At 52.8% G+C, this 24,440-nt stretch carries 25 protein-coding genes; 17 read left to right on the top strand and 8 right to left on the bottom strand.

What is annotated here, in order from left to right; all coding sequences use genetic code 11:
* The first annotated feature begins 42 nt into the window (after positions 1-42).
* Together accA and tilS are read left to right on the top strand one after the other, a co-directional pair.
* On the top strand, positions 43-999 hold the full coding sequence (gene accA / locus CR46_RS0104930; RefSeq protein ID WP_030070389.1) for an acetyl-CoA carboxylase carboxyl transferase subunit alpha: 957 nt from the start codon (positions 43-45) through the stop codon (positions 997-999).
* Positions 980-2,269, top strand: coding sequence for a tRNA lysidine(34) synthetase TilS (tilS, locus tag CR46_RS0104925; protein WP_030070388.1), 1,290 nt, complete (start codon positions 980-982; stop codon positions 2,267-2,269). The genes accA and tilS overlap by 20 nt, the downstream gene beginning before the upstream one ends.
* Here tilS and ppx read toward each other — a convergent pair.
* Complete coding sequence (gene ppx / locus CR46_RS0104920) at positions 2,238-3,785, bottom strand: exopolyphosphatase (protein ID WP_030070387.1); 1,548 nt, start codon at positions 3,783-3,785, stop codon at positions 2,238-2,240. The genes tilS and ppx overlap by 32 nt on opposite strands.
* 480 nt (positions 3,786-4,265) lie before the next feature.
* Here ppx and rho point away from each other — a divergent pair, with 480 nt between their 5' ends.
* The 8 genes from rho (at position 4,266) to CR46_RS0104880 (ending at position 11,226) form a co-directional block, all read left to right on the top strand.
* A complete protein-coding gene (rho, locus tag CR46_RS0104915) occupies positions 4,266-5,525 on the top strand; it encodes a transcription termination factor Rho (protein WP_009724159.1) in 1,260 nt (419 codons plus the stop codon).
* Positions 5,526-5,597: 72 nt separating this feature from the next.
* The gene (gene ubiD, locus CR46_RS0104910; protein WP_030070386.1) at positions 5,598-7,091 is read left to right on the top strand and encodes a 4-hydroxy-3-polyprenylbenzoate decarboxylase; all 1,494 of its coding nucleotides are present in this window, start codon (positions 5,598-5,600) and stop codon (positions 7,089-7,091) included.
* Positions 7,092-7,133: 42 nt separating this feature from the next.
* Positions 7,134-7,916 carry an NAD(P)H-flavin reductase gene (locus CR46_RS0104905; protein WP_030070385.1) on the top strand — a complete coding sequence of 261 codons (783 nt, stop codon included), beginning with the start codon at positions 7,134-7,136 and terminating at the stop codon, positions 7,914-7,916.
* Between the two features lie 66 nt (positions 7,917-7,982).
* The gene (locus CR46_RS18615; protein WP_264017617.1) at positions 7,983-8,111 is read left to right on the top strand and encodes a hypothetical protein; all 129 of its coding nucleotides are present in this window, start codon (positions 7,983-7,985) and stop codon (positions 8,109-8,111) included.
* A 362-nt stretch (positions 8,112-8,473) separates the two neighbouring features.
* On the top strand, positions 8,474-8,650 hold the full coding sequence (locus CR46_RS18395) for a hypothetical protein (RefSeq protein ID WP_198023695.1): 177 nt from the start codon (positions 8,474-8,476) through the stop codon (positions 8,648-8,650).
* 3 nt (positions 8,651-8,653) lie between these two features.
* A complete protein-coding gene (locus CR46_RS0104890) occupies positions 8,654-9,733 on the top strand; it encodes a 3-deoxy-7-phosphoheptulonate synthase (protein ID WP_030070384.1) in 1,080 nt (359 codons plus the stop codon).
* A 90-nt stretch (positions 9,734-9,823) separates the two neighbouring features.
* Entirely contained in the window at positions 9,824-10,336 is a 513-nt protein-coding gene (locus tag CR46_RS0104885) for a DUF3087 family protein (RefSeq protein WP_030070383.1), read from the top strand.
* Positions 10,337-10,485: 149 nt separating this feature from the next.
* On the top strand, positions 10,486-11,226 hold the full coding sequence (locus CR46_RS0104880) for an MliC family protein (protein WP_030070382.1): 741 nt from the start codon (positions 10,486-10,488) through the stop codon (positions 11,224-11,226).
* Between the two features lie 30 nt (positions 11,227-11,256).
* On the opposite strand, the gene CR46_RS0104875 is transcribed toward CR46_RS0104880, so the two are convergent.
* On the bottom strand, positions 11,257-12,327 hold the full coding sequence (locus CR46_RS0104875) for a metal-dependent hydrolase (protein WP_030070381.1): 1,071 nt from the start codon (positions 12,325-12,327) through the stop codon (positions 11,257-11,259).
* A gap of 77 nt (positions 12,328-12,404) precedes the next feature.
* Between CR46_RS0104875 and CR46_RS0104870 the strand changes: the two genes are divergently transcribed.
* From CR46_RS0104870 to CR46_RS0104840, 7 genes are all read left to right on the top strand, one after another.
* Positions 12,405-12,857, top strand: a complete 453-nt coding sequence (locus CR46_RS0104870) for a DUF411 domain-containing protein (RefSeq protein ID WP_030070380.1) — start codon at positions 12,405-12,407, stop codon at positions 12,855-12,857.
* Between the two features lie 15 nt (positions 12,858-12,872).
* The gene (gene gloA, locus CR46_RS0104865) at positions 12,873-13,313 is read left to right on the top strand and encodes a lactoylglutathione lyase (protein ID WP_030070379.1); all 441 of its coding nucleotides are present in this window, start codon (positions 12,873-12,875) and stop codon (positions 13,311-13,313) included.
* 44 nt (positions 13,314-13,357) lie between these two features.
* The gene (locus tag CR46_RS0104860) at positions 13,358-13,789 is read left to right on the top strand and encodes an META domain-containing protein (protein WP_051690113.1); all 432 of its coding nucleotides are present in this window, start codon (positions 13,358-13,360) and stop codon (positions 13,787-13,789) included.
* A gap of 323 nt (positions 13,790-14,112) precedes the next feature.
* Positions 14,113-14,709 (top strand): universal stress protein, encoded by a 597-nt coding sequence (locus CR46_RS0104855; protein WP_198023694.1) that lies wholly within the window; start codon positions 14,113-14,115, stop codon positions 14,707-14,709.
* Positions 14,710-14,801: 92 nt separating this feature from the next.
* Complete coding sequence (locus CR46_RS0104850) at positions 14,802-16,319, top strand: alanine/glycine:cation symporter family protein (protein WP_030070376.1); 1,518 nt, start codon at positions 14,802-14,804, stop codon at positions 16,317-16,319.
* Between the two features lie 51 nt (positions 16,320-16,370).
* Entirely contained in the window at positions 16,371-16,700 is a 330-nt protein-coding gene (locus tag CR46_RS0104845; RefSeq protein WP_030070375.1) for a peptidoglycan-binding domain-containing protein, read from the top strand.
* 14 nt (positions 16,701-16,714) lie between these two features.
* Positions 16,715-17,332: a LysE family transporter gene (locus CR46_RS0104840; RefSeq protein WP_030070374.1), complete on the top strand. Its 618-nt coding sequence runs from the start codon at positions 16,715-16,717 to the stop codon at positions 17,330-17,332.
* A gap of 34 nt (positions 17,333-17,366) precedes the next feature.
* Here the strand turns inward: CR46_RS0104840 and CR46_RS0104835 are convergent, their stop codons facing one another.
* From CR46_RS0104835 to CR46_RS0104810, 6 genes are all read right to left on the bottom strand, one after another.
* Complete coding sequence (locus CR46_RS0104835) at positions 17,367-18,515, bottom strand: FAD-dependent oxidoreductase (protein WP_030070373.1); 1,149 nt, start codon at positions 18,513-18,515, stop codon at positions 17,367-17,369.
* Positions 18,512-20,689 (bottom strand): FAD-dependent oxidoreductase, encoded by a 2,178-nt coding sequence (locus CR46_RS0104830; RefSeq protein WP_035536326.1) that lies wholly within the window; start codon positions 20,687-20,689, stop codon positions 18,512-18,514. Before CR46_RS0104830 ends, CR46_RS0104835 begins: the two co-directional genes overlap by 4 nt.
* A gap of 76 nt (positions 20,690-20,765) precedes the next feature.
* Entirely contained in the window at positions 20,766-21,398 is a 633-nt protein-coding gene (locus CR46_RS0104825) for a TIGR04282 family arsenosugar biosynthesis glycosyltransferase (protein WP_030070371.1), read from the bottom strand.
* Complete coding sequence (locus CR46_RS0104820; protein ID WP_269556839.1) at positions 21,388-22,134, bottom strand: TIGR04283 family arsenosugar biosynthesis glycosyltransferase; 747 nt, start codon at positions 22,132-22,134, stop codon at positions 21,388-21,390. Before CR46_RS0104820 ends, CR46_RS0104825 begins: the two co-directional genes overlap by 11 nt.
* Entirely contained in the window at positions 22,082-22,720 is a 639-nt protein-coding gene (locus CR46_RS0104815) for an ATP-binding cassette domain-containing protein (RefSeq protein WP_030070368.1), read from the bottom strand. Before CR46_RS0104815 ends, CR46_RS0104820 begins: the two co-directional genes overlap by 53 nt.
* A gap of 23 nt (positions 22,721-22,743) precedes the next feature.
* Positions 22,744-24,417 (bottom strand): ABC transporter permease, encoded by a 1,674-nt coding sequence (locus CR46_RS0104810; protein WP_030070367.1) that lies wholly within the window; start codon positions 24,415-24,417, stop codon positions 22,744-22,746.
* Positions 24,418-24,440 lie beyond the last annotated feature (23 nt).

The following is a 24,440-nucleotide window of genomic DNA, read 5'->3' as shown; positions in this document are numbered from 1 at the left end:
AACAAGGCTTCTTTTTTTATAGGCAGCTTACAGGCAGAGCCGATGAATCCTAATTATCTCGATTTTGAACAGCCCATTGCCGAGCTTCAGGCAAAAATTGAGGAGCTGCGTTTGGTTAGCTCCGATAGCCAGGTTAATCTTTCTGACGAGATTTCTCGTTTAGAGGAGAAGAGCCGTAAGTTAACCGAATCGATCTTCAAGGATTTAACGCCCTGGCAGGTTTCTCAAATATCTCGTCACCCCCAGCGTCCTTATACGCTGGATTATCTTGAGCATATTTTTACTGACTTTGATGAGCTTCATGGTGACCGTAACTTTGCTGATGACGCCGCATTAGTTGGTGGCATTGCGCGTCTGGACGATCAACCGGTGATGGTCATTGGCCATCAAAAAGGTCGTGATGTAAAAGAAAAGGTGCGCCGTAACTTTGGCATGCCGCGGCCAGAAGGTTATCGCAAAGCCTGTCGCTTAATGGAGATGGCAGAGCGTTTTAAAATGCCCATTCTAACCTTTATCGATACGCCTGGTGCCTACCCTGGGATCGATGCGGAAGAGCGGGGGCAGTCGGAAGCCATTGCCTACAATCTGGCAGTGATGTCGCGCCTAAAAACGCCGATTATCTCCACCGTGGTGGGTGAAGGTGGCTCCGGTGGCGCGCTAGCCATTGGCGTATGCGACGAGCTACATATGCTGCAGTACTCCACTTATTCGGTGATTTCACCGGAAGGCTGTGCGTCGATTCTTTGGAAGAGCGCTGAAAAAGCATCTGACGCCGCCCAAGCCATGGGTATCACCGCCGAGCGCCTTAAAGAGCTTGGCTTTGTTGATGAGCTAATTAAAGAGCCGTTAGGTGGCGCTCATAGACATCCAATGACTACCGCCGAGCGCGTTAAAGAGGCGTTGGCTAACAGTCTGGAACGTCTGCAAAGCTTTGATAGCGATGCACTGCTAGAGCGTCGCTACAAACGGTTGATGAGCTATGGCGCTCCAGCCGCCTAAGCCGCTGTTACGCTTGCTAAATGACGCCCTGGCGGAAACCCCGCCGGGGCGTACTATTTGGGTGGCGCTTTCTGGGGGGCTGGATTCTTCGCTGCTGCTGACGTTGGCCGCTGAAGTTTGTCGAGATGCAGGACGCCCACTGCAGGCGATTCATATTAACCATGGCTTGCAGGCCGCAGCTAGTGCCTTTGAAGCGCATTGTCTGGCGCTGTGTGATGCGCTTAACGTAACGCTGGTGACGGCAAGCGTCGCGGTAGACACACTCGGCGAGGGCGTTGAGGGGGCGGCACGGCGAGCACGCTATCAGGCGTTCATGACGCATATTCCCGCTGGCGATACGCTATGGCTAGCCCAGCACCAAGATGATCAAGCGGAGACGTTGCTGTTGGCGGCGCTACGCGGCAGTGGCGTGCGTGGGTTGGCGGGTATGCCTTTTCGCCGTGATTGGCAGGGGCTGACCCTGCTACGGCCCTGGCTGAGTATCAGTAGACAGACGTTGGCTGATGCAGCGCATGGGTTATCAATCAGTTGGTGCGAGGACCCAACCAACCGCGATATCGCGTTTGATCGCAACCGCTTACGCCATCAGGTGATGCCAGCCTTACAGCTACGTTGGCCTGACGCTGCACGGGCCCTTGCCAACAGCGCCCAACATGCCGGCGAGGCAGACCAACTGTTGGCGTCCTATGCCGCGGAAGAGCTAGCAACGCTAATGCGAGGAGAGCGCTGCATGGATGCTACGCTGCTTAGCCAATGCTCTTTACCGCGCCAACGACTGCTCGTGCGTACACTTTGTGAGCAGCTAGCGCTCCCAACGCCGCCGCAGAAACGTCTGGAAAGCTTGCTTTCGCAACTAGGTGCGGCAAACGATGCCCAGGTCAAAGTGGTATGGCCGGGTGCAGAAGCACGCATGTGGCAGCGCCGTCTCTACCTCATGCCTCCGCTGACGCCGTTGCCTAGTTGGGAAGTTGAATGGGACGGTGTACTGGAGCAGACAACGCCCTTAGGACCGCTGCAAGTAGCGTTGACACCACCACGCCGCGTAACGCTGCGTTGGCGACGGGGTGGAGAGGTTATTGCGTTAAAAGAGCGCGGAAGGCGAGATATTAAGCGCTTACTCCAAGAGCGGGGAATACCGCCCTGGGAGCGTGAGCGTTTGATTGTCGTGATGGATGGAAAGGTATGTTTGGCCGTTATCCTGCCGCCTGCTAATGTGCTCTGGCAGGCAGAAGGGGTTGTTATTGATTTGCCTCTACTACCAAAAACGTAAAGCCAGCCGCTGTCATATAGGCTTGTTCTTGCTCCATATCGGTACTTAGCAGTGTCGGCTCGTCGCTGGCAGGTAGCGTTATCGTCAGCGTTTCGCCTTCTGCTTTAATAGCCGGTAACGGTGGAGCAACTTCAGATCGCGAGTGATTAATAAGCACAGCAAGACGCATCAGGCGGGCAAGTTTGGCGCAGCCTTCCTGATGGGAGGCGGGTAACGCCTGCCACTCTTTGGTGGGAAACTTGCGGCGATGGGCACGCACTAAAAACGCCAGTAAGCGCTGTTCAGGGCGCGAAAAGCCAGCTAAGTCGGAATGTTCTAGCAAGTAGGCGCCATGGCGATGAAACTGGCTATGAGAAATAGCTAGGCCAATTTCATGCACATGACTTGCCCAGACAAGGTAGTGGCCTTGCTCTTGGGATAGCGCCCAGGCTTTTTTTACGTCGTTAAATAGCCGAAGGGCAGTGTCGGCAACATTTTCGGCTTGCCGAGAGTCAACATCATAAATCCGCTTCAATGCATCTAAGCTTTTAGAACGGGTATCTTCTGCGCTATTTCGGCCCGCCATATCATAAAGCACCCCTTCGCGCAGGGCTCCATCCGCGAAGCGCATTTGGGAAAGATTAAAGGCTTCAAAAATAGCGTTTAAAATGGCAATACCTGCCGGAAAAACTTTTGCTCGATCAGGTTTTAGGCCATCTAGCTCAACTTTGTCTAGCTGTTTGCATTTGAGTAAGCGTTCGCGCAGCTTTTTTAATCCGCTGCGAGTGATAACACCTTCCTGAGGCGTATCGCCATAGGCATATAGCACGCTAGCAGCGGCTTTAATCGTGCCACTAGAACCTACTGGATCCTGCCAGCCAAGGCGTTGGTAGGGTCGCTGAATATTGGCCAGTTCTGACAGGGCGGCGAGCTCAGCGCGACGCATACGTTTTTCACTGAGCTCGCCGTCACGAAAGAAACGGCTGCTGAAAGTGACGCAGCCCATGCGTAGGCTTTCAAGTGCTTTAGGCTCAAACGCTTCACCAATAATGAACTCGGTAGAACCACCGCCGATATCGACAATTAAACGGCGTCCATTCTCAGCCAATGCGTGGGCGGCCCCCAAATAGATCAGGCGAGCCTCTTCACGACCAGCAATAATTTCGATGGCGTGTCCAAGCTGCGCTTCGGCACGCTCAATAAATGTTTGGCTGTTATAGGCATCACGCAACGCATTGGTTCCAACAATGCGAAGGTTGGCACTCTCAATGTCGGTGAGAAACGGCGCAAAGCGGCCTAGGCAATCTAACGCTCGCTGCATCGCGGCTTCGCTTAAATAACCGTTTTCATCTAGCCCAGCGGCTAATTGAACCTTTTCACCCATCCTAGCGACGACTTGCAGGCGCTCATGTTGATAGTTGGCGACCAACAAATGAAAGCTATTAGAACCCAGATCAATGGCGGCTAAGCGCTGCGGTTCGGTGTTATCCAATTCAGCCGGCGACGCGGCGAGAGGGAATGAAATTTCCTTGGGCATGGGCGTTCCTTCCTAGTGGCTATGCCAAGGTTGCGGTGCCTCATTAGTATTGTCAATTGTCAAAGGCTTGCGTTTATCTCGGGCCTTGACTACCATCGAGCTACTGGCTTGATCCGAGTTAGCTTGTTTGTCTATTAAACAAGTGTATTTAAGCGAGTGTATTGCTCAGATATTTTGAGTGGTACGTATCCAATTGACATCAGCCAGATGTCCAAGTCGTCAGATAACCCCTGAAACAGCACCTTTCTGTGCTAATCAGATTAACTAGTTTGCTAGCACCCTCACGCTGAGCAGTCAATTATGCCGCTACTCCTTCTTAGGCATAGCTATGATAACTCTCTAGCGATCAGTATCTGAGCGTGTGCTTAGTGGGGTTCTGAACGCATCACTCGGCGCTTAGCCCTACTATTTAGGCCACGCCTCCTGTCTTATTCCCGGCGCTTGTCGCCTAGCTTTCATGAGCAACTTTCTAACACACCGATGAATCTCACTGAACTCAAGCAAAAAACCGTTCCCGAGCTGCTCGATATCGCCCGTGAAATGGGTATCGACAACCTAGCCCGTTCGCGCAAGCAGGACATCATCTTCGCTATCCTCAAAAAGCATGCAAAAAGCGGTGAGGATATCTACGGCGATGGTGTGCTGGAAATACTTCAGGATGGCTTTGGCTTCCTGCGTAGCGCCGACAGCTCGTACCTCGCCGGACCGGACGATATTTACGTATCGCCGTCGCAGATTCGCCGTTTCAATCTGCGTAAAGGTGATTCCATTTCCGGCAAAATCCGCCCGCCAAAAGAAGGTGAGCGCTACTTTGCCCTACTCAAAGTTAGCCAGATCAACTTTGATCGTCCGGAAAATGCCAAGCATAAGATTCTCTTTGAGAACTTAACGCCGCTATTCCCAGATGATCGGATGCGCATGGAGATCGGTAACGGCTCTACCGAAGATCTTACCGCGCGCATCATTGATCTGACGGCGCCAATTGGTAAAGGTCAACGTGGTCTATTGGTGTCACCCCCTAAAGCGGGTAAGACACTGATGCTGCAGAACATCGCGACGTCGATTACGCGCAATAATCCTGAGTGCCATCTGATTGTATTGCTGATCGATGAGCGCCCTGAGGAAGTTACCGAAATGTCACGCACCGTGCGTGGCGAAGTGGTTGCTTCTACTTTCGATGAACCGCCCGCTCGCCATGTGCAGGTTGCCGAAATGGTCATCGAAAAAGCCAAGCGCTTGGTAGAGCACAAGAAAGATGTGGTGATTCTGCTCGACTCTATCACCCGTTTAGCGCGTGCCTACAACACCGTGGTGCCCAGCTCCGGCAAAGTGCTCACCGGTGGTGTGGACGCTCATGCCCTTGAGAAGCCTAAACGTTTCTTCGGTGCCGCGCGTAATATCGAAGAGGGCGGTAGCCTGACGATTATTGCCACCGCGCTAGTTGATACTGGCTCGAAAATGGACGAAGTCATCTTCGAAGAGTTCAAAGGCACCGGTAATATGGAAGCGCACCTTGACCGCAAGCTAGCTGAGAAACGCGTGTTCCCTGCAATCAACATTCGCCGTAGTGGTACTCGCCGCGAAGATCTGCTGGCGTCTGAAGACGAAATGCAGCGCATGTGGATCCTTCGCAAGCTGCTTAACCCGATGGAAGACACCGCTGCGACAGAGTTCTTGATTGATCGTCTGAAAGATACCAAGACGAATCTGGAGTTCTTTGAAGCGATGAAGCGACGCTAAGTGCTTCATTTGCAGCCAAGCACTGGCAACAGTAATGGCTGACAGCCGGGTAAGTGCCTTGAGGAGAGTGCCTTGAAGTACCACGACTTGCGCGATTTTATTGCAGCGCTTGAAGCGCAGGGTGAACTGAAGCGGATTAAAGCAGAAGTCGACCCCTATCTCGAAATTACTGAAATTTGTGACCGTACACTGCGCGCTGGTGGCCCTGCACTATTGTTTGAGAATGTGAAGGGCCATGATATGCCGCTATTGGGCAACCTGTTTGGTACGCCTAGGCGGGTAGCGCTCGGTATGGGTCAAGATTCAGTAGAAGCACTGCGCGAGGTAGGTAAACTACTGGCGTTCCTAAAGGAACCTGATCCGCCGAAAGGGCTTAAAGACGCCTGGGACAAGCTGCCGATTTTTAAGCAGGTGCTCAGCATGGGGCCCAAAAATGTCAAGCGAGCCCCCGTGCAAGAAGTGGTGTATGAAGGTGATGAGGTTGACTTAGGCCGTTTGCCGATCCAGCACTGCTGGCCAGGTGATGCCGCGCCGCTGGTAACTTGGCCGCTGGTAATTACCAAAGGCCCGCATAAAAAGCGCCAAAATCTTGGCATTTATCGTCAGCAGAAAATCGGTAAAAACCGTCTGATCATGCGTTGGCTTTCCCATCGCGGTGGTGCGCTGGATTTTCTTGAGTTTCAAAAAGCGCATCCCGGTGAGCCATTCCCTGTGGCAGTGGCGTTGGGGGCTGATCCTGCAACAATTTTAGGTGCCGTGACGCCGGTTCCTGATTCGCTGTCTGAATACGCTTTTGCTGGGTTGCTTAGAGGCTCGCGCACCGAGCTGGTCAAGTGCGGTCATGCAGAGTTGGATGTGCCTGCGTCGGCTGAAATCATTCTTGAAGGGTTTCTCTACCCCGACGATATGGCACCAGAAGGACCGTTTGGCGATCACACCGGTTATTACAATGAAGTTGATCACTTCCCTGTGTTCACCGTGACGCGGATGACCATGCGGCGGGACGCGATTTATCACTCCACCTACACCGGCCGCCCACCCGATGAGCCAGCCATTTTAGGGGTTGCGCTTAACGAGGTGTTTGTTCCCATTCTGTGTAAGCAGTTCCCCGAAATTGTCGATTTCTACCTACCACCGGAAGGGTGCTCCTATCGAATGGCTGTTGTGACCATGAAGAAGCAGTACCCGGGTCACGCCAAGCGCGTCATGATGGGGGTGTGGAGTTTTCTGCGTCAGTTCATGTACACCAAATTTGTCATTGTATTAGATGACGATATCGATGCGCGTAACTGGGAAGATGTGATGTGGGCCATTACCACGCGCATGGACCCGGCGCGGGATACGGTGATGGTGGAAAACACCCCTATTGACTACCTCGATTTTGCGTCGCCGGTGTCTGGGTTAGGTTCCAAGATGGGGCTCGATGCTACCAATAAATGGCCAGGCGAAACGGATCGTGAGTGGGGAACGCCCATTGTGATGGATGATTCGATAAAAACCCGCGTTGATGAGCGCTGGGACGAGCTGGGCATTGATATCCCATTACCCACTCCTCGCCACGGCTAACCCAGTGGCGCAGGTCGGGCGACTTTCTATATAGAGGCTTTCATGAGCGCAAGCACGTTAACTTGCAGAACGTTAATCTGCCAGGTAACCGCCGTTGAGGATTTAAATCCCGATGTCTTTGGGGTGACCCTGGAAGGGCGGCCCGAGGCCATGCAGCATGCGCCTGGGCAGTATTTAGAGCTCAAACTAGACGATAACACTTGGGTACCGTTTTCTATTGCCAGCGCGGAACGCGGTGACGGTATTATCGAATTACATATTCAGCACTGGCCTGAGCGAGATAACTCTGCTCGCCTGCGAGAGTTATTGCAGGTAGCTAATCAGTTGACTGTTCGCCTACCCAGCGGTGAATGTGTATTAGACACGCAAAGCGAGCGTCCTCTGTTGCTAATTGCTGCAGGTACAGGCTTTGCACAAATGAAGGCGATTGTTGAGGCGGTACTAAGACAGCAGCCTGAACGGCCCATTTCACTATGGTGGGCCAATCGCGAACATCGTGATCTTTATGCGGAAGATCTGGCCTGCGAATGGGCACAGCAGTATGCCAATATTTCTTTCCAAGCGGTGACAGAGTTTCCACTGACTGAGCCGCTAGCAGAAGGCGAGCGTATCACGCATCATCAAGGGCGCATTGACTTGGTGTTAGAGAGTGATCTTGAGAACATGCTTGAGAGTGGAATGGCTGGGTCGCCCAGCGGCTGTGATATCTACTTGTCGGGTTCGCCGGGTATGGTGTACGCCTGTGTTAATATCTTAGAACGGAAAGGTATTGACAGTGAGCGAATGTTCTCAGATGTGTTTGCTTACGCGCCTCGTCCTCACTAAAATAGCTGGCCAATAACTGGTGTTCGGCATATGCCGGTAACCGATACTGATAAAAAGGAGGCTTTCATGGCCCACCATGACGACAACTTTAAAGACGAATCAGGTTTGCTTGCTATTGTGCTCGGTGTTGTTGTGCTGGTGAGTATGAGCGCACTGCCCGCTACTATTGGTTGGATACAAGCGTTTGGCGGTTGATGGTTGCCATTTTGCCTCTATGCAGGCAGGATTAACCCATTAGAAGCACTGTTCTCGACAATTAATGTGAATCAGGACGTAGCCATGCACACAGCACAATGCATTCAACACACACAAGCAAAGCCAGCATCGGCGGCTGGTGTGTGGGCGTGTGTTGCTGCGTTCTTTTATGCTGTCTATTGGTTTAGCTACGGTGTGCCCCTGGCCGACCAGTAGCGTCGCGTCATCAGGCACACCGACTAGGTTGCCTGCCGCATGCAAAGAAGCCTCGGTTGGTAGCCCAACCGAGGCTTCTTTTGTTTTAACTGTTTATTTAGGTTAATTGCTCAGATTTCACAGGACTTTCATCAAGGAGCTGCATCATGATGTACCGCGCAAACTCTCTCGCTAATCTGCTCGCCAACGTTGCTAACTATATCGGTTATGGCTATGGCTGGCGATTTAGCGACGCGCGGTCGGTGCAAGCTGCCACCTCCGACCGTGCAAGCCAGGGTGGCATGTTGTTGTTATCACGATGTCATACGCTTCCGGAGAGTTAAGTTATGAATGCCCATGTCAGCCCTGCTTGCGCAACCTTGTCAAATCTAGCGTCATTAACGAATGGCCCCACGAACTCATCGCAGCCGTTGCCTTTGCCAGCAGAGCTACGCCGCAGTGTAGGTATCGATAGCCAATTGAATGCGCAAATTGCCCATCAGCGCCAAGCGGTTCAGCGCATTTTGAATGGTCAAGATAGCCGCTTATTAGTGGTAGTTGGCCCTTGTTCTATCCATGACCCGCATGCCGCGCTAGAGTACGCCGATCGGCTGGCTGCGCTTAGTGAAGAAGTGAGCGAGCAACTGCTACCGGTAATGCGTGTTTACGTTGAAAAACCACGAACTACAGTGGGTTGGAAAGGTTTGGCATATGACCCTGATTTAGACGGCAGTGGCGATATGCCAAAGGGCATATCGCTCTCTCGTGAGTTGATGCATGCCGTAGCCTCACGGGGCTTGCCGGTGGCTACTGAGCTTTTACAACCCATGTTGGCACCTTACTTAGATGATCTGTTGAGCTGGGTCGCTATTGGCGCACGTACCACGGAATCACAGCTGCATCGCGAGCTGGCCAGCGATCTCACGGCAGCAGTGGGGTTTAAAAATGCCACTAGTGGCGACGTCCAGGTTGCTATTGATGCTATGCAGGCAGCGGCGCATTCCCACCAGCGTTTCGCAATGAATAGTGAAGGGCGGCCGGTCATGCAGGAAACCGCTGGTAACCCCAATACGCATGTGGTGTTACGAGGTGGTCATGGCGAACCAAACTACCAAGCGCATCATGTGCGAGCAGCGGTGAATACCTTACGAGACGCCGGACAGAATCCTCGCTTAATGGTGGACTGCAGTCATGCCAATGCGCGAAAAGATCACCGACGCCAAAGTGAGGTTATGCTCGACGTGCTGGCGCAGCGTAAAGCGGGCGATGCTAATTTGGTCGCATTAATGCTCGAAAGCCATTTGTATGAAGGTAAGCAAGCGCTGTCACCCAACGCGATGCGTTACGGCGTGTCGGTGACCGATGCCTGTGTGAGTTGGGAAACGACCGAACGGTTGCTTAAAACTGCTGCCGAGCGAATGAGTTAATACTGGTTATCTACGGCGAGCTTGATAATCACTTGTTTGCCCTGGTCAGCCCCGTATCATAAGGGACTACTTTTGATGATGAGGTTGGCCATGGTTTTCACTCTTGAGCAGCATGACCCTAGCAGTTATCAGCGCAAGGCGCGAATGATCAGCATTGCCATGGCAGGGCAGTTGATCGTCTTTGGGCTACTGTTCTCAATGCTTTTAACATCTGCTTTTGGCAGTAGTCTATGGCTTAATGCGCTGGGTGTGTTTCTAGGTCTATTAGCCACTAGCGCGATGTTTGCAGTTCTCAAGGATCGGCCTTGGATGACTGAAATGCGCTATGTTTGGCAGCTCAAGCATCACCTTTCCCATATTAGTGGTTACCTACAGCCACTGCGCCGGGGAGTGGAAGAAGATAATCGCGTAGCGCTGGATATTGTGACGTTTTACCATCAGGGGATGACGCAGCTCGCTGAACTCAACGGTCGTACTACCGATGATGATTCAGAACGTCTCGCTGAAAAAATGCAGATAAGGCTGAAACGCGAAGAATTAGGGCTGCCAGCCCAGGTTGACAGTTTTGATCCACAGGACTTAAAAGCATTTAAGCGCCGCTAAACGAATTGAATTTGTTTATTCAGAAGAAATGCGCTGAACGCTAAGTAGGCGTCCATTGACGATGTTTATGATAATGAAAAACATCACAAAGATAGCGGCATGAATAGTAATAGTGGTAACAACAGTGATAACAACAGGGAGCAGGATGCATGACTTACTTACCTAATCGGTTAACTGGTTTAATTGCGCTGACTGCCTCGGTTGTGCTGGCAGGCTGTGCAAATACTGGGGCAACACCTGCTGATTCTACTGCTGAAGTGTCTAAAACAACGGTACACAGCAGTGCACCATTACTGCCTGCTGTCCTGTTTCCTGGTAGCGCGTCGTACTTTGACGCCTGGGAGTGTCAGCCCGCCAACCAAAACTTGGTCACCGCGGTGAACGACGATAATTTGCGGCTTTGGTCACTGCATGGTGCCTGGCGTTTACCAGAAGCGGTCGTGGCAAGCGGTGCGCGCTATCAGGATGGAGAGGTCAGCTTCTGGAACCGTGGCGATCAGGCGCAGGTGGAAACACCGCGTGGTCAGCTTCAATGTCGACAGGGGCAGCGCCGAGCAGCAGCCACACGGGCGGATCACCCCGGCGTGATGTTCTTGGGGCGTGGTAATGAGCCAGGTTGGTCGATTGAGCTTGCCCATGATGCGCCGATCATGACCTGGACAACAGCCTACGGTAGCGAGACGCAAACGATGCCCTATATGGTGAGTGTCATGGATAACGAAGCGGGTAGGGTGGTGATTGAGAATGCCAACGCTGATCAGTTTTTCCGTGTACGTATTGAATCAGGCGCCTGTTTTGATGATATGAAAGGCCAGCCATATCCCGCCCGAGTCACATTGACCATCGGCGGGGAGCAGTACAAAGGCTGCGGCCAGGGTATTGCCCCTTAATTGGCGCGAACTTTTAAATTCACTGGTGTGTTAGCAGCGGTAAAGGAAAGGCTCGACACGCCAGTGGGGTTCGATAAAGTCGCTAGCGCATAGTGCGGTGACATTGCCCGTAGCTCTCACAGCAAGTCTGGAGAGTGTCGCAAAACGAAGGCCGCGTGATGTGTCTACTTCTTCGCTAATCTCTACTGGTTGCCAAAGGTCACCATCCCGGGTTGCCAGGGTAAAACTGAATGGATGAAACCCGGGAAAGCCAAGTCGAATATCCGTGGCGATCAACGTTTCCTGGCCATCAACCCACTGTGTGTCATAACGCAGAAATGGACCTGTAAACCATACTAGCCGTTGTCCTAGCGGCTCTGCCAGGGCACTTTCCTCCAGTGCAACGTTGCGTTTGATAGGCTCAAATATTGGCTCTCGCTGGCCATCAAACACGCTGATCAAACTCTCAAAATAGCGATCTCCGTCAATAACAGTGGCGCGCCACAATGCAATATTAAACGGTGTTGGTTGAATCAATATAGGGGCTGCTTGCAAACCAGCGTCCGCTAATGCTGGTGCTAAGCGCTGCTCAATGCTCCATTTTGTGCCTGCTGCCAGTAGCAAATATAGGCTGGATATTGCTAATCCGATCGTACAAGCCTTACGTACTTTTTTTGTGGCAATGGCGATAATCAGTGCTAACAATAGTGGCAGGGTATAAAAAGGATCGATAATAAACACGATAGGCCACGCTGCAGGTGGCATATCGAGCGGCCAGAACAACTGTGTGCCGTAGGTGGTCAGTGAATCCAGTAGCGGGTGGGTGATCAAAATGAGCGCAAAAAAGCACCACCATCTTCCCAAGGATATATCCCGAGCAGGCGCAAAACGATGACACAGCAGTGCCAAGACGGTAGCTAAGCCGGTTAGCACAAACAGCGAGTGGCTAAAACCGCGATGCTCTGTCACATTGGCCACAGCATCGCCATAGTCGAGCACAACGTCTAGGTCCGGCAGTGTGCCAAGCAGCGCGCCAATAAACACGGCTTTGCGGCCCAGTCGTTTACCTAGCACCGCACCCCCAATGGCAGCCCCAAGAGTAGCTTGTGTAATTGAATCCACGAATGTCTCCTTGGGGTGTTCCCCGACGACTAAACAATAAATGTATTATTATACAGATCTGTGAGGAGGATGTTTAAATGTCAAAAAATCGTCTAACTAAGCGTCTGGTAGCCAGTTTTTTTGCTGCGTATTCACTCAACGCATTAGCAGCGCCCACTGTTGATGTGCACAGCGACCCTAACTGTGGTTGTTGCAGCGACTGGGTGAGTCATCTCGAAGAGGCTGGGTTTGAAGTGAATCATCAGCGAGATGGCGATCTAAGATCTATTAAAATGGCTAATGGCGTTCCACCAGAACTAGCTTCTTGCCATACAGCCTTGATTGATGGCTATGTCATTGAAGGCCATGTGCCCGCATCCGATATCAAGCGACTGCTGGAAGAGCAACCAGAGGTGGTTGGGCTAACGGTGCCAGGCATGCCGCATGGTTCTCCAGGCATGGAGACAGGCCGAGTGGATGATTATGCTGTGCTCAGTTGGAGCCGAAGTAACAGCACGCCCGAAATTTTTAGCGACTACACCCAGAAATAATGAAGGGAGAGTGACATGCAGTTTTTGCATACTATGGTGCGGGTGAGCGACCTAGACGTGTCGCTAAATTTTTACTGCGATCTCTTAGGCTTAAAAGAAGTACGCCGTAAAGAAAACGAAAAAGGCCGTTTCACCTTGGTCTTTCTCGCTGCCCCAGAAGATGAAGCGCGCTCTGAACGCTTAACCGCACCAGAGCTTGAACTGACCTATAATTGGGATCCGGAAGAGTATAGCGGTGGGCGCAATTTCGGCCACCTAGCTTACCGAGTTGACGATCTCTATGCGTTATGCAAAAAGCTTCAAGATAATGGGGTCACTATTAACCGTCCGCCGCGGGATGGTCATATGGCATTTGTGAAGTCGCCCGACGGTATTTCTGTTGAGCTGCTGCAAAAAGGCGATGCGTTGCCGCCTCAGGAACCATGGGTGTCAATGGAAAATAGCGGAAGCTGGTAATTTTCAATAAGGAGCATAAGACAGTGACGGTCAAATTTGGAGCAATGCTAGCCGGTGTCGCTACCGCGCTACTGATCAGTGCGTGTAGCAGTTCACCAGAGCAAGAGAGTACAACAGCGCCGGAAAGCATGTCGCTATCAGGCGCGATAGTCGATCAGCGTTGGAATTTACTGCTAATAGGTACCGATGAGCGGGTATCGTTACCCGATACGCCATTCTTTAAAATTGAACGCGACGGCAGCGTGAGCGGTTCGGATGGTTGTAACCGATTTACCGGCAGTGTGGAGTTGGGTGAAAACCAACGTATCGAGTTTAGCCAGCTCGCCTCGACACGCATGGCTTGCCCCAATATGGAAGATGCCAAGCGGGTAACCGACATGCTCGATACGGCCTACCGCTACCTGATTGACCACGACAGGCTGGTATTTTTTGGACCAGATAGCCGTGTATTAGGCGGCTGGCGCGAAGCCAACTAAGCTTGAGATCAGTATTTGATCTCAATTAGCTAGCGTTCAAAAGGCGGATTGAAGCGGGCGATAAAGCGCGCATCAATCCGCCTTTTCCATTCTCATGCCCAGCGGCTGGAAAAGTCGAAGGCGCATCTTCTGGAAATTATATGACTGTTTCCGAACTGCGATAGTGCACTCTGGAACGTAAAAAATATCGCTCTTCGTTGCTAACTAAACCTTAAGAATTAAGGAAGTTGCAGTTTCTTTTGTCATTACCGTTCAACCATTTGGGTTGAAACAATAACATTAGTAAATTTCGAGTCAATTCGTAATGCTAAAGTATTATTGACTTGAAAAAACTGCTTTACAGTAATTCTAGGCAGAATTATTGTGGTTTAAAGGCCAGCGATAAAAATCAACTATGGTCTTTTACGGGAGGATGCCAGACTGTCTTTATTGGCTGCTGGTTTTATGTCAGGTATTCCTTTATTAAAAAAAGAATATTAGGAAAGAAAATGGTAAAGACTTTTATTGTCGGCTTCGATGGCACAGATGCATGTCAGCGTGCTGTGGACTTTGCAGTAGCCTGTGCTAAACATCAATCTGCTGAAGTGCATCTTGTGCATGTTTTGGAGTGGTCTCCTTATAAATTTATGTCTAGCGAAGAAATGCGCGAACGCCACGAACGTAAGCAACAAGAAGTGGCTAGTGCAGAAAAGTTTATCAAGCCAATTGTCGAAAAGATGCGTAAAGATGGTGTTAAGATTACCAGTGAAGTTCAGCATGGTAATCCTACCGAAATTATATGTAGAATTTCAAAGAATAAACCAGATTCGCAGATTTTTGTTGGTCGTAAGGGAGCTTCTAAGCTAACTAAGTTATTGGTGGGAAGTGTTGGTATGTCGTTGATTCAGAGTTCACCGGTACCAGTTACTATTGTACCCTAAGTTGCTTTTTACTTAAAAAAGTAATGCTCTCTATGTCGAATGTATTTCAATTGTTAATTCCCTGATCCGTGCAAGCTGCTGGAGATTCTTAGATGCATAGTCTACTAACCCGCATAATTGCGATTGCAGTACTTTTTGGTTTTTCCTCTCAAGCTTTTGCTCAAAGTGGTGGTTTGGATGAAGCAATTAGTCGTGTTTTCGAACCTATTGCTACCCCTATTGTAAATGTTATTTTTTATTCGGTACCTATCGGCGGTGTGCAATTTCCGCTTATCGTAGGGTGGCTAGTTATTTGTGGTCTTGTTGCAACTTTATTTTTTAAATTCGTTCAGTTTAGGGGGTTTAAACACGCCATTGACTTGGTACGCGGCTGTTACTCTAAACCAGGAGATGCAGGAGAGGTATCCCACTTTCAGGCGCTGACTACGGCGTTGTCTGGTACGGTTGGGCTAGGAAATATTGCGGGTGTTGCTGTTGCTGTTTCTATTGGTGGAGCGGGTGCAACTTTCTGGATGATTCTCGCGGGCCTGCTGGGAATGGCATCTAAATTTACCGAATGCATACTTGGCCAGAAATACCGAAACGAACTACCTGATGGCAGAGTTTCTGGCGGTCCAATGTATTATTTAGAGCGTGGCCTGCGAGAAGAACGTAATCTAGGTGGTTTGGGAAAGTTCTTTGCGACTGTTTTCGCTATTTGTTGTATTGGTGGTGCGCTAGGTGGCGGCAATATGTTTCAGGCCAACCAAGCTTATTCTCAAATTGTTAATGTTACCGGTGGTGCTGAGAGCTTCTGGGTTGGTAAAGGCTGGTTGTTTGGTTTAATTATGGCAGTCGTTGTTGGAAGTGTCATTATTGGCGGTATCAAATCTATTGGCCGTGTTACCGAAAAGCTGATTCCTACTATGGCTGGCCTCTACTTTATTGCTGGTCTTGTTATTATCGCTGTCAATATTGATATGGTTGGATGGGCTTTTGGTGAAATTTTCCGCGGAGCTTTCACTGGTGAAGGTGTCGTTGGTGGTGTTCTGGGCGCTTTAATACAAGGTTTCAGAAGGGCTGCTTTTTCAAACGAAGCAGGTATAGGTTCAGCAGCGATTGCTCACTCCGCAGCTCGTACTAGTGAGCCAGTGTCTGAAGGCTTTGTTGCCCTACTTGAGCCATTTATCGATACCGTTGTGATCTGCACAATGACCGCGCTTGTGATTATTATTTCTGGTGCGTTGTTAACTGACTTAACAGGAGTTGAATTGACCTCAGCAGCTTATGCGACTGTCCTTCCATGGTTCCCGATAGTTCTTGCGATTGCGGTCGTTTTGTTTGCACTTTCAACCATGTTTGCATGGTCTTACTATGGTCTAAAAAGCTGGACTTATTTGGTTGGCGAAGGTAAGGCTAAAGAGAATGCCTACAATTTCGTTTTCTGCTTATTTATCATTATTGGTGCCAGCATGAGTTTGGGGCCTGTGATCGACTTCTCGGATTCTATGCTGTTCGCGATGGCTATTCCAAATATTATTGGTATTTATCTATTAATGCCTGTTGTTAAGCGTGAGGTGAATAAGTATTGGGCTAAAATAGAAAGTGGTGAAATCAAAAAAGTAAAATAAAGATAAAAGGCGCAAGGAGGCGCCTTTTGTTATTTAGGAAAAAATAGCATTATGCGTCACTTGTTATTGTTTTTATTTGCTTTCTTACCCTTGATGATGGGCTGCGACAATATGCGTCCAACCCCTATAACCTCCGAACTATTACATTTAAGTGTTGCTGAGCTAGTTGGGAAAATAGACAGTGCTTTAAGTCGGCTTGAGTACAGTAATGGTAAGGTGGGGGTTAACCTGGGGCGCGTAGGCATGCGTATGGAATTGCGTACGTTACAGTCTTGTTTAGAGCAATTAGACTATTTTGACGGACCGCGTTTGGGTATTCTTGATGATAAGACGGTTGATGCTATTGAGCGCTATCTAGCTAATCGGGACAGCCTGTTGTAGGAGCTTGTTTTGCTATGAGTTTAAGCCTTTGGCTTGCTTTTGTGGTTGCTGCTGGGGTTATTGCAATTACCCCAGGCCCTGGGTCTATTCTTGTGTTATCAACTGGCCTACGCTATCGTTACTCTTTTGTTTTTATAGCACTTTTGGGCTTAGAACTTGCCTTGTTGGTTCACCTTGGTATTGTCGCACTCGGGCTGGGCGCTTTACTGACGGCTTCGAGTACCGCCTTTCTTGTGATGAAGATCATCGGCGCAGTTTACCTAGTCTGGCTGGGCATTCAAAAATGGCGAGCTAGCGTTGAGCCGATTGATACAAGCCAGTTCCACATTGCCGCCAACAGACAGCTGTTTCGCCAAGGCTTGCTCGTCAACCTAACTAATCCCAAGGCCGTCATCTTTATTGCTGCTTTAGTGCCACAGTTCATCAACGCCAATGCCCCTCAACTACCACAGTATCTGATCATTGGCGCAACCATGGTAGGGGTGGATGTTTTCATAATGACGGCCTATGCCTTGCTGGCTGGTCGGTTTCGTAACTGGTTTCAAGATACTCGGATGTTGCGCTTACAGAACCGTGTTTTTGGCGGAATATTCGTATCTGCTGGAACATTGCTGGCTGTGTCATCTCGCTAAACGCTTGAGCCTGAGCATCGTGAAAAAATGGGCTTCAAGAGTGTTTATCGAGCTTGATAGCGCCGGGCGGATTGAAGCGGGTTATAAAGCGCGCATCAATTCGCTTTTTCCACTCCCATACCCATTTCCCCGCGAAGCCGATCTGGCCGCGGCTGGCAATTGCGCGGCTGTCGCCCGTGCCAATCAGCGCCAGCACCCGTTTGGGTGGCTGCCAGTTAGCCAAGGGTTGTCCGTGGCAGGCGGCGCGCAGATTCCCTGCTAATACTGGCCCCTGGCGTACGGCGTATACCCCGGCTTTGGGTAGCGGCGGGTTAAACTGAGCGCAGTCGCCTGCGGCAAAAAGCTGAGGTATGCCGGTAACCGCTAATGTTCGTCCGGTAGGAATAAAGCGTTTTTCGTTTAAAGGGAGCGTGGTTTTGGATAGCCACGGATGCCCGACCGCGCCGGTGGCCCAGAGCACGATATCTGCTGGTAAAGTCTGGCCCTGGTCATCCTGCACGCCTCCATCAACCAGTTCGGTACCACGCCCACGATGCACCTGAATACCGGCTCGCTTAAGAGCGCGGAAGGTTAACTGACGGGGCAGCCAGCCAGCGTCGCCGAGCAGGTTGGGTGATGCACTAAGAAGATGCCCCTGCCAATCAATATCTGCGCGATGGTGGCGAAGCTGGGCCAGCACGCTCATCAGGGTTTCGCAGCTGGCTGCGCCGCCGCCAACGCTGACGATCTGCTGGGTCGAACCACCAGGCAACGTCTGGATACGTTCCTGCAGTGCTTGCCAGCGGTGATGCAGTGAGCTTAACGGGCGCATGGCCAGCAGGTAGGGCAAGCTGTCGCCGTGGGTCGCGGGGAGTTCCAGCGTCGAGCCGACGTTTATCGAGGCAACGTCAAAGGTGAGTATCTGGCCGTTGGCCAGGCTGACCTGACGTGCCTTGTGATCCAGGGCGACCACCGGGGATTCAATCAGCGTTGCGCCTGCTCGCTGGCAGAGCGCTGCGACATCAAGCTGGGTATCGCGTAGTGAGCAATCTCCCGCCAGCCAAGCAGGCACGCTGCCGGAGTAGGCGGCCAGGGAGCTATCGCTGACCACGGTGATCGTCACCTCAGGGTCAGGTGTCTCTGCAAAGGCTTCCAGCACAAAGGCATGGGCATGGCCTGCGCCGATCAGTAATAGCTGGGTCATGCTTGATCTCCTTGCTCTCGCTCTTTCTGGGTATTCTGATGACCCCGCCGCCAGCGGAAGTAGCGTTCCAGTAGTGTGAGAACACGTTCAGGCTTGTGGGCGTTTTTCCAAACCCCGGCGCTGGCCTTGGCCGCTTCCCCGAGAGTCGGGTAGGGGTGAATGGTGCCAAGCAGCTTGTTCATACCCAGACCGTGCTTCATGGCAATCGTAAATTCACCCAGCCACTCACCGGCGTGTTCGGCAACGATGGTAGCGCCGAGAATCTTGTCGCGGCCAGGAACGGTCAGCACCTTAATAAAGCCCTGGGTGGCCCCTTCGGCAATGGCGCGGTCGCTTTCGGCCATGGCGTAGCGGGTCACCTCAAAGGCGATGCCCTGAGCTTGGGCGTCTTTTTCGTTCAGCCCGACCCGTGCTACTTCCGGTTGGAGATAAGTGACCGCAGGCATAAAGCGATAATCCACAGCAAAGCTCTTCAGTTCGCCAAACAGAGCGTTCACGGCAGCATGCCACGCCTGGTGGGCGGCCGCATGAGTAAGCTGATAGGGGCCTGCTAGGTCGCCGCAAGCCCAAATGTTGGGTAAACGAGTTTGCAGACGTTCGTTGAGTTCTAATGTTCCTGTGTTAGTGGTGGTGATACCTAGCGCTTCCAGGCCTAAACCTTCAACATTGGCTTGGCGGCCAACGCTAACTAGCAAATAATCGAATTCAATGGTGGTGCGCTCGCCGTTATGCTCTACCACCAGCTGATGCCCCGGGCCATCTTGGCTTATTTCCAAGGCATTGGCGGCGGTCATTACATTGACGCCTTCTTGGGTTAGCGTGCGTTCAACGTGTTCGCCTACATCTTGATCCTCTCGACCTAGCAGCTGTGTCATACCTTCCACTAAGGTGACATGACTGCCTAGGCGAGCAAAGCTCTGGCTAAGCTCGCAGCCAATGGCCCCACCACCCAGTACGACCAAGCGTTTAGGCAGCTCAGTGAGTGACCAAAGATTTTCCGAAGTGAGCACTGGCGCATGCTCGATACCAGGCAGCGATGGCACGCGAGGGCGTGCGCCGGTAGCCAGCACAATATGTCGGGCGGTAAGGGTTTTATCACCGACCTTAATTTCCCAAGGAGACGTTAGGGTAGCGTGGTCCTGATACACCTCAACGCCCAGTTTGGTGTAACGCTCGACGCTATCGTGGGGTTCAATATCAGTAATGGCTTGGTGTATATGTCCCATCACCTTGGTGAAGTCGATCTCTGGCTCGCCAGCGTTGACCCCAAAGCGGGAGGCCGTGCGTACTTCATGAGCGGCATGGGCGGCACGGATCAGCGCTTTGGAGGGCACACAGCCAGTGTTCAGGCAGTCGCCGCCCATTTTGTGCTTTTCTACCAGTGCCACTTTGGCTTTTACCGCGCTGCCGATGTAGCTAGTGACGAGGCCCGCCGAGCCGCCGCCGATGACCACAATGTCATAATCAAAGCGGGACGGGCGCTTAAAACCACGGTAGGCATTGCGCTTTTGCACCAGTAGCGCAATACGGCGAGCTATCCAAGGAAATACTGCCAGCAGCGCAAATGAAGCCAAAAGCCCAGGAGAAATAATACCTCCCAGGCTTTCAAGTTCACCTAATTGGCCGCCAGCGTTCACGTAAACCACGGTGCCGGGCAGCATGCCAAGCTGGCTCACCCAGTAGAAGGTGACGGTTTTAAGCCGCGTTAGCCCCATCACTAAATTAATCATAAAGAAGGGGAATATTGGCACTAGGCGAAGGGTGAAGAGATAGAAAGCACCATCTTTATCGACGCCACGATTCACCGTTTCGAACTGGCGGGGAAAACGCTTTTCAATTGGCTGGCGAAATAGAAACCGCGAGAGTAAAAAGGCCAGTGTGGCACCGATGGTGCTGGCAAAAGAGATAATCAACAGCCCCCAGCCAAGGCCAAATAGCGCGCCACCCAACAGGGTTAGCAGGGTTGCACCAGGTAGCGATAGTGTTGTCATGACGACATACACTGCAAAGAATATGCCCGCAACCTGCCAAGGTGATTGCTGAAATGCTGTCTGGAAATCGCTGCGATAGGCTTGCAGAGTTTCCAAGGTAAAAAACGTGTGAGCACCGCTCACGTAAAAGCCGAACACGGCCAGTAGCAGCAGGGCGATAATCATCAGGCGCTGACGGTTCATGGCAGGCTCCGTTGGGGCAAGGTGGTGTTAGAAACAGAACATTCGTTCAGTAACAGTGACGTAAAGAGCGGAATCCTTACATGCTGTTTGCGTGCTTCAGCGCTTGTTGCCAGCGTTGCCAATCTTCCGGTCGGTCAATATCCCACATGGTATCGGGAAAAGCGGCGTCCAGGCCCAGCGCGGCAAGCCGCTGACGAGTGACCTTGAGCACTTGCTCGGTTCCCCATGGAATATCCTCAAACAAGCTAGGGCAGTCGTTATGAGTGCCGATCAGTCCGTAACCGCCGTCTTCGGCGGGTAGAATCACAACCGGTACGTTTTCAAGTGCTGAACTGCACCGCCTAAGCATGGCAACGGTGATGCTTGGGCAATCAGTGCCCATCACCATTGACGCACCTTGTGTACTATTAAGTGCGTGACGAACGCGCATTCCCACATCACCTTGCTGTTGAGCGGCAAGTGCTATCCCGTAGTGTGTCTGCAGTTCCATGAATAGCGGATGCTGATGCTCTAAGGAAGTCCATAGTGTGACGTGCTGCGATCCCAGTGCTTGGCAGGCGGTGGCAACGCAGTGGCGAACCATGGTGGCATGGGCTTGCGCCGCACCTTCTGGCCCCAGGTAAGGAATTAAGCGCGTTTTCGCCTGTCCAGGCAGTGGCGCTTTGGCCAGCAGATGTAAATGGGGCTGCACGGATGGCTTAACGGGCATTACGATACTCCTTGGCCAGTTGGCTGGCGCTGACGCCACGCCAGTAGCGGTAACGTAGCCGCCACATCAGGCAAATAGTTTTCCAGGCGCCGAACTTATCCCAGCGCCTGCCTGAGCTTATCACTTTGGTGCGTAGGCAGTTGGGGGAGGCAAGTGCCTTTAGCCGTTTGCTTAACTCGATATCTTCCATCAGCGGCTGATCGGGAAAGCCGCCAACGGTGTTGAATGTTGTGCGGCGGATAAACAGGCATTGATCGCCGGTGGCAATGTCTGTCAGCTGCGAGCGCAGGTTCATCATCCGGCTGACCAGGGGTAACCAGCGGCTCTGGCCTTCCAGATGAATATCAAAACGCCCCCAGCAGTGGGTGTTAAGCGCCTGGGTGATCAGTTCAACAGCCCCTGCGGGAAGCTGGGTATCGGCATGTAAAAACACCAGCGCCGCTGCGCGGGCGTGTTCGGCCCCCAGATTCATCTGTCGGGCTCGGCCGGGGTCGCTGATCAACAGCGCATCTGCCAGCGGGGTGGCCAGCGCCACGCTGTTATCACTGCTGCCACCATCGACCACAATGATCTCTGTGCCAGCTTCGCGTAGCACTTGCAGCGGCGCCAGGGCGGTCTGAATGTCAGCTGCTTCATTGAGCATGGGGATGATAATGCTGAGTGTCGGCGTGTCAGCGTCTGGGTTAGCCAAGGGCAATGATCGGCCCTCCGGCAGCGGCGGCATCGGCTTCGTCATGGGTGACCAGCAGGGTAGGCAAGCCCGCCTCGCGCAGCTGGCCAAATACCAGGGCGCGCATTTCCTGGCGCAGCGCGGTGTCCAGTTTGGAAAACGGCTCATCCAGCAGCACGGCGCGGGGTTGTGATAGCAACAAGCGCATCAGCGCTACTCGGGCCTGTTGGCCACCGGAAAGGGTCGCCGGGTCGCGGTTTTCAAAGCCTGCCAGCCCGACCTGCTCCAGCGCTTGGGCGATCTGTTGTTGCTTATTGTGAGTGCGCTTGGGGAGGCCAAAGCGCAAATTACCCGCCACGCTTAAATGCGGAAACAGCAGCGGGTCCTGAAACAGCAGGCCAATGCCGCGCTGCTCGGCGGGCAAGGTCAACAGATTCTGCTCACCCAGCCGCACCTGGCCCTGGGCGTCAAAGGCGCTATCCAGAAAGCCTGCCACAAAGGCTAGCAGGGTGGACTTGCCCGAGCCGGAAGGCCCCATCACCGTCAGCACCTCGCCGGGTGCAATCCGGGTGTTGACCTGCAGCAATGCTTGCCCCGCCAGGCGGATGCAGACCTCTTCCAGAGTCAGTGATTCAGTCGCAGCGTTGTTCACAGAAATCCTTGATAAGCATACGGTTAACGGGCTGATCCTCGCTGGGGAGCACCTAGCCAGCGGGGTAGCGTCAGGGCGATGATAAAGCCGATCAGCGGCAGGCCTGCCTGTACCAGCGCCCAGACGCCGATCAGCCGACGGTTGCCGCCAGAGGCCAAAGCGACGGCTTCGGTGGTTACCGTTGTGACCCTTCCTGCGCCAAGAAGTTGAGTCGGCAGATACTGGCCGATGCTCACCGCCAGGCCGACCGCCACTGCCGTCAGCAGTGGCGCCAGCAGCAGCGGCAGGCGAACCTTCCAGAATGCCCGGTTGCGGGAGACGCCTAGCGACTGAGCTATCTGCAACCAGCGTGGGTCCAAGCGCCGGTAAGACTCGCCCAGCGAGAGATAGACATAGGGCAGTACAAAGAGTGCATGGCCGGCGATGACCAACGACAGCTGAGGGCGAACGCCGATCTGTTCCGCGGCCACCACCAGGCCGAACAGAAAGGCGATCTGCGGTACCAACAGGGGTAAATATAACAGCCACAGTGCCCGGCGTGGATGAAGGTGCTGGCGCTGTTCGTTTTCCAGCGCGGCAACTACCAGCAGGGTGGCCAGGCCGGTGGCGACCAGTGCAATCACCCCAGTGGTGACCAGGGGCGCTGCCAGCATGGCGGCGCTGCGCTGCCAGTGATCGAGGACCAGGGATTGGGGCAAAAACTCCGGGAAGCGCCAGAAACCGGCTACTGAAAACAGCGCCAGGCCCACCAAAGCCGCAAGGGCGCTCAGGCTGGTCAAGGCCAGGCCACTACGGCCTGCCACTGTTAGCGTTGCCGCGCCACGGCGGCGGCTGCCGTTGGTTAGCCAGTGGCGGCTGCATCGGCAGATCAGCTGTTCCAGTAGCCACCAGCCGATAAGGGCGGCCAGGGTGACGCCAAGCTGGAGTACTGCGGCCGCTGACGCCATAAAGCGCCGAGTGATATCTGGGTCGTTGAACCAGCCCAGAATCGAGACACTCAGGGTCGAGGGCAGCCGTGGGCCGAGTATCAGCGCCATATCCACTACCGAGGTGGCATAAGCTATCACGGCATACACCGGCAGGCGAATCAGCGGGTAGAGCGAAGGCAGGATCACTTTCAGCCAGGCAATGGTCGGGGCATAACCCAGTGAACGCGCCAGCTGCAGGCGCTTGTCAGCCTGCAGCTGTGGCAGTGCCGCTAGGCTCATCAGCAGCAGAAAGGGCGCTTCCTTGAGCACCAGGCCAAAGGTTAATGCCAGCCCCCAGGGGTCATTGACAATCAGCGCATCTGGCGGGCTTTGCCAACCGGACGGCCAGGGGGAAATCAACCGGGCCATCAGCCCGGAAGGAGCGATCAGAAAGGCAAAACCAAAGGCCACGGCAGCATGGGGAATCGCCAGCAGGGGTGAGACCAGGCGACGTAGGCTGCGATCCAACCAGGTGCCTTGGCTGGCGGCCAGAAACAGCACCACGATCAAAAGGGCCAGCGCCGTGCTAGCTAGGCCGCTGGTAAAGCTGAAAGCCACCGAGCGCCATAGCCCCGGCTGGCTGAACAGGGCCTGCCAGGGCGCCAGGCTCAACTGCTCGCCACCCAGCACCGGCAGATAGCCAAAAGCAGGCAGCAATACCATGCCCAGCCCCGCGGTGACCGGGATCACCAGCAGGGCAATCATCAGTATCGGCACATACCGCAGCATCAATCAGTTAACACCATCATCAG

The sequence above is a fragment of the Vreelandella neptunia genome, from assembly GCF_000712975.1.
GTDB classification, from domain to species: Bacteria; Pseudomonadota; Gammaproteobacteria; order Pseudomonadales; family Halomonadaceae; genus Vreelandella; species Vreelandella qaidamensis.
Note: the sequence above shows the minus strand (reverse complement) of the source record. Positions and strands in the feature narration are given on the sequence as shown.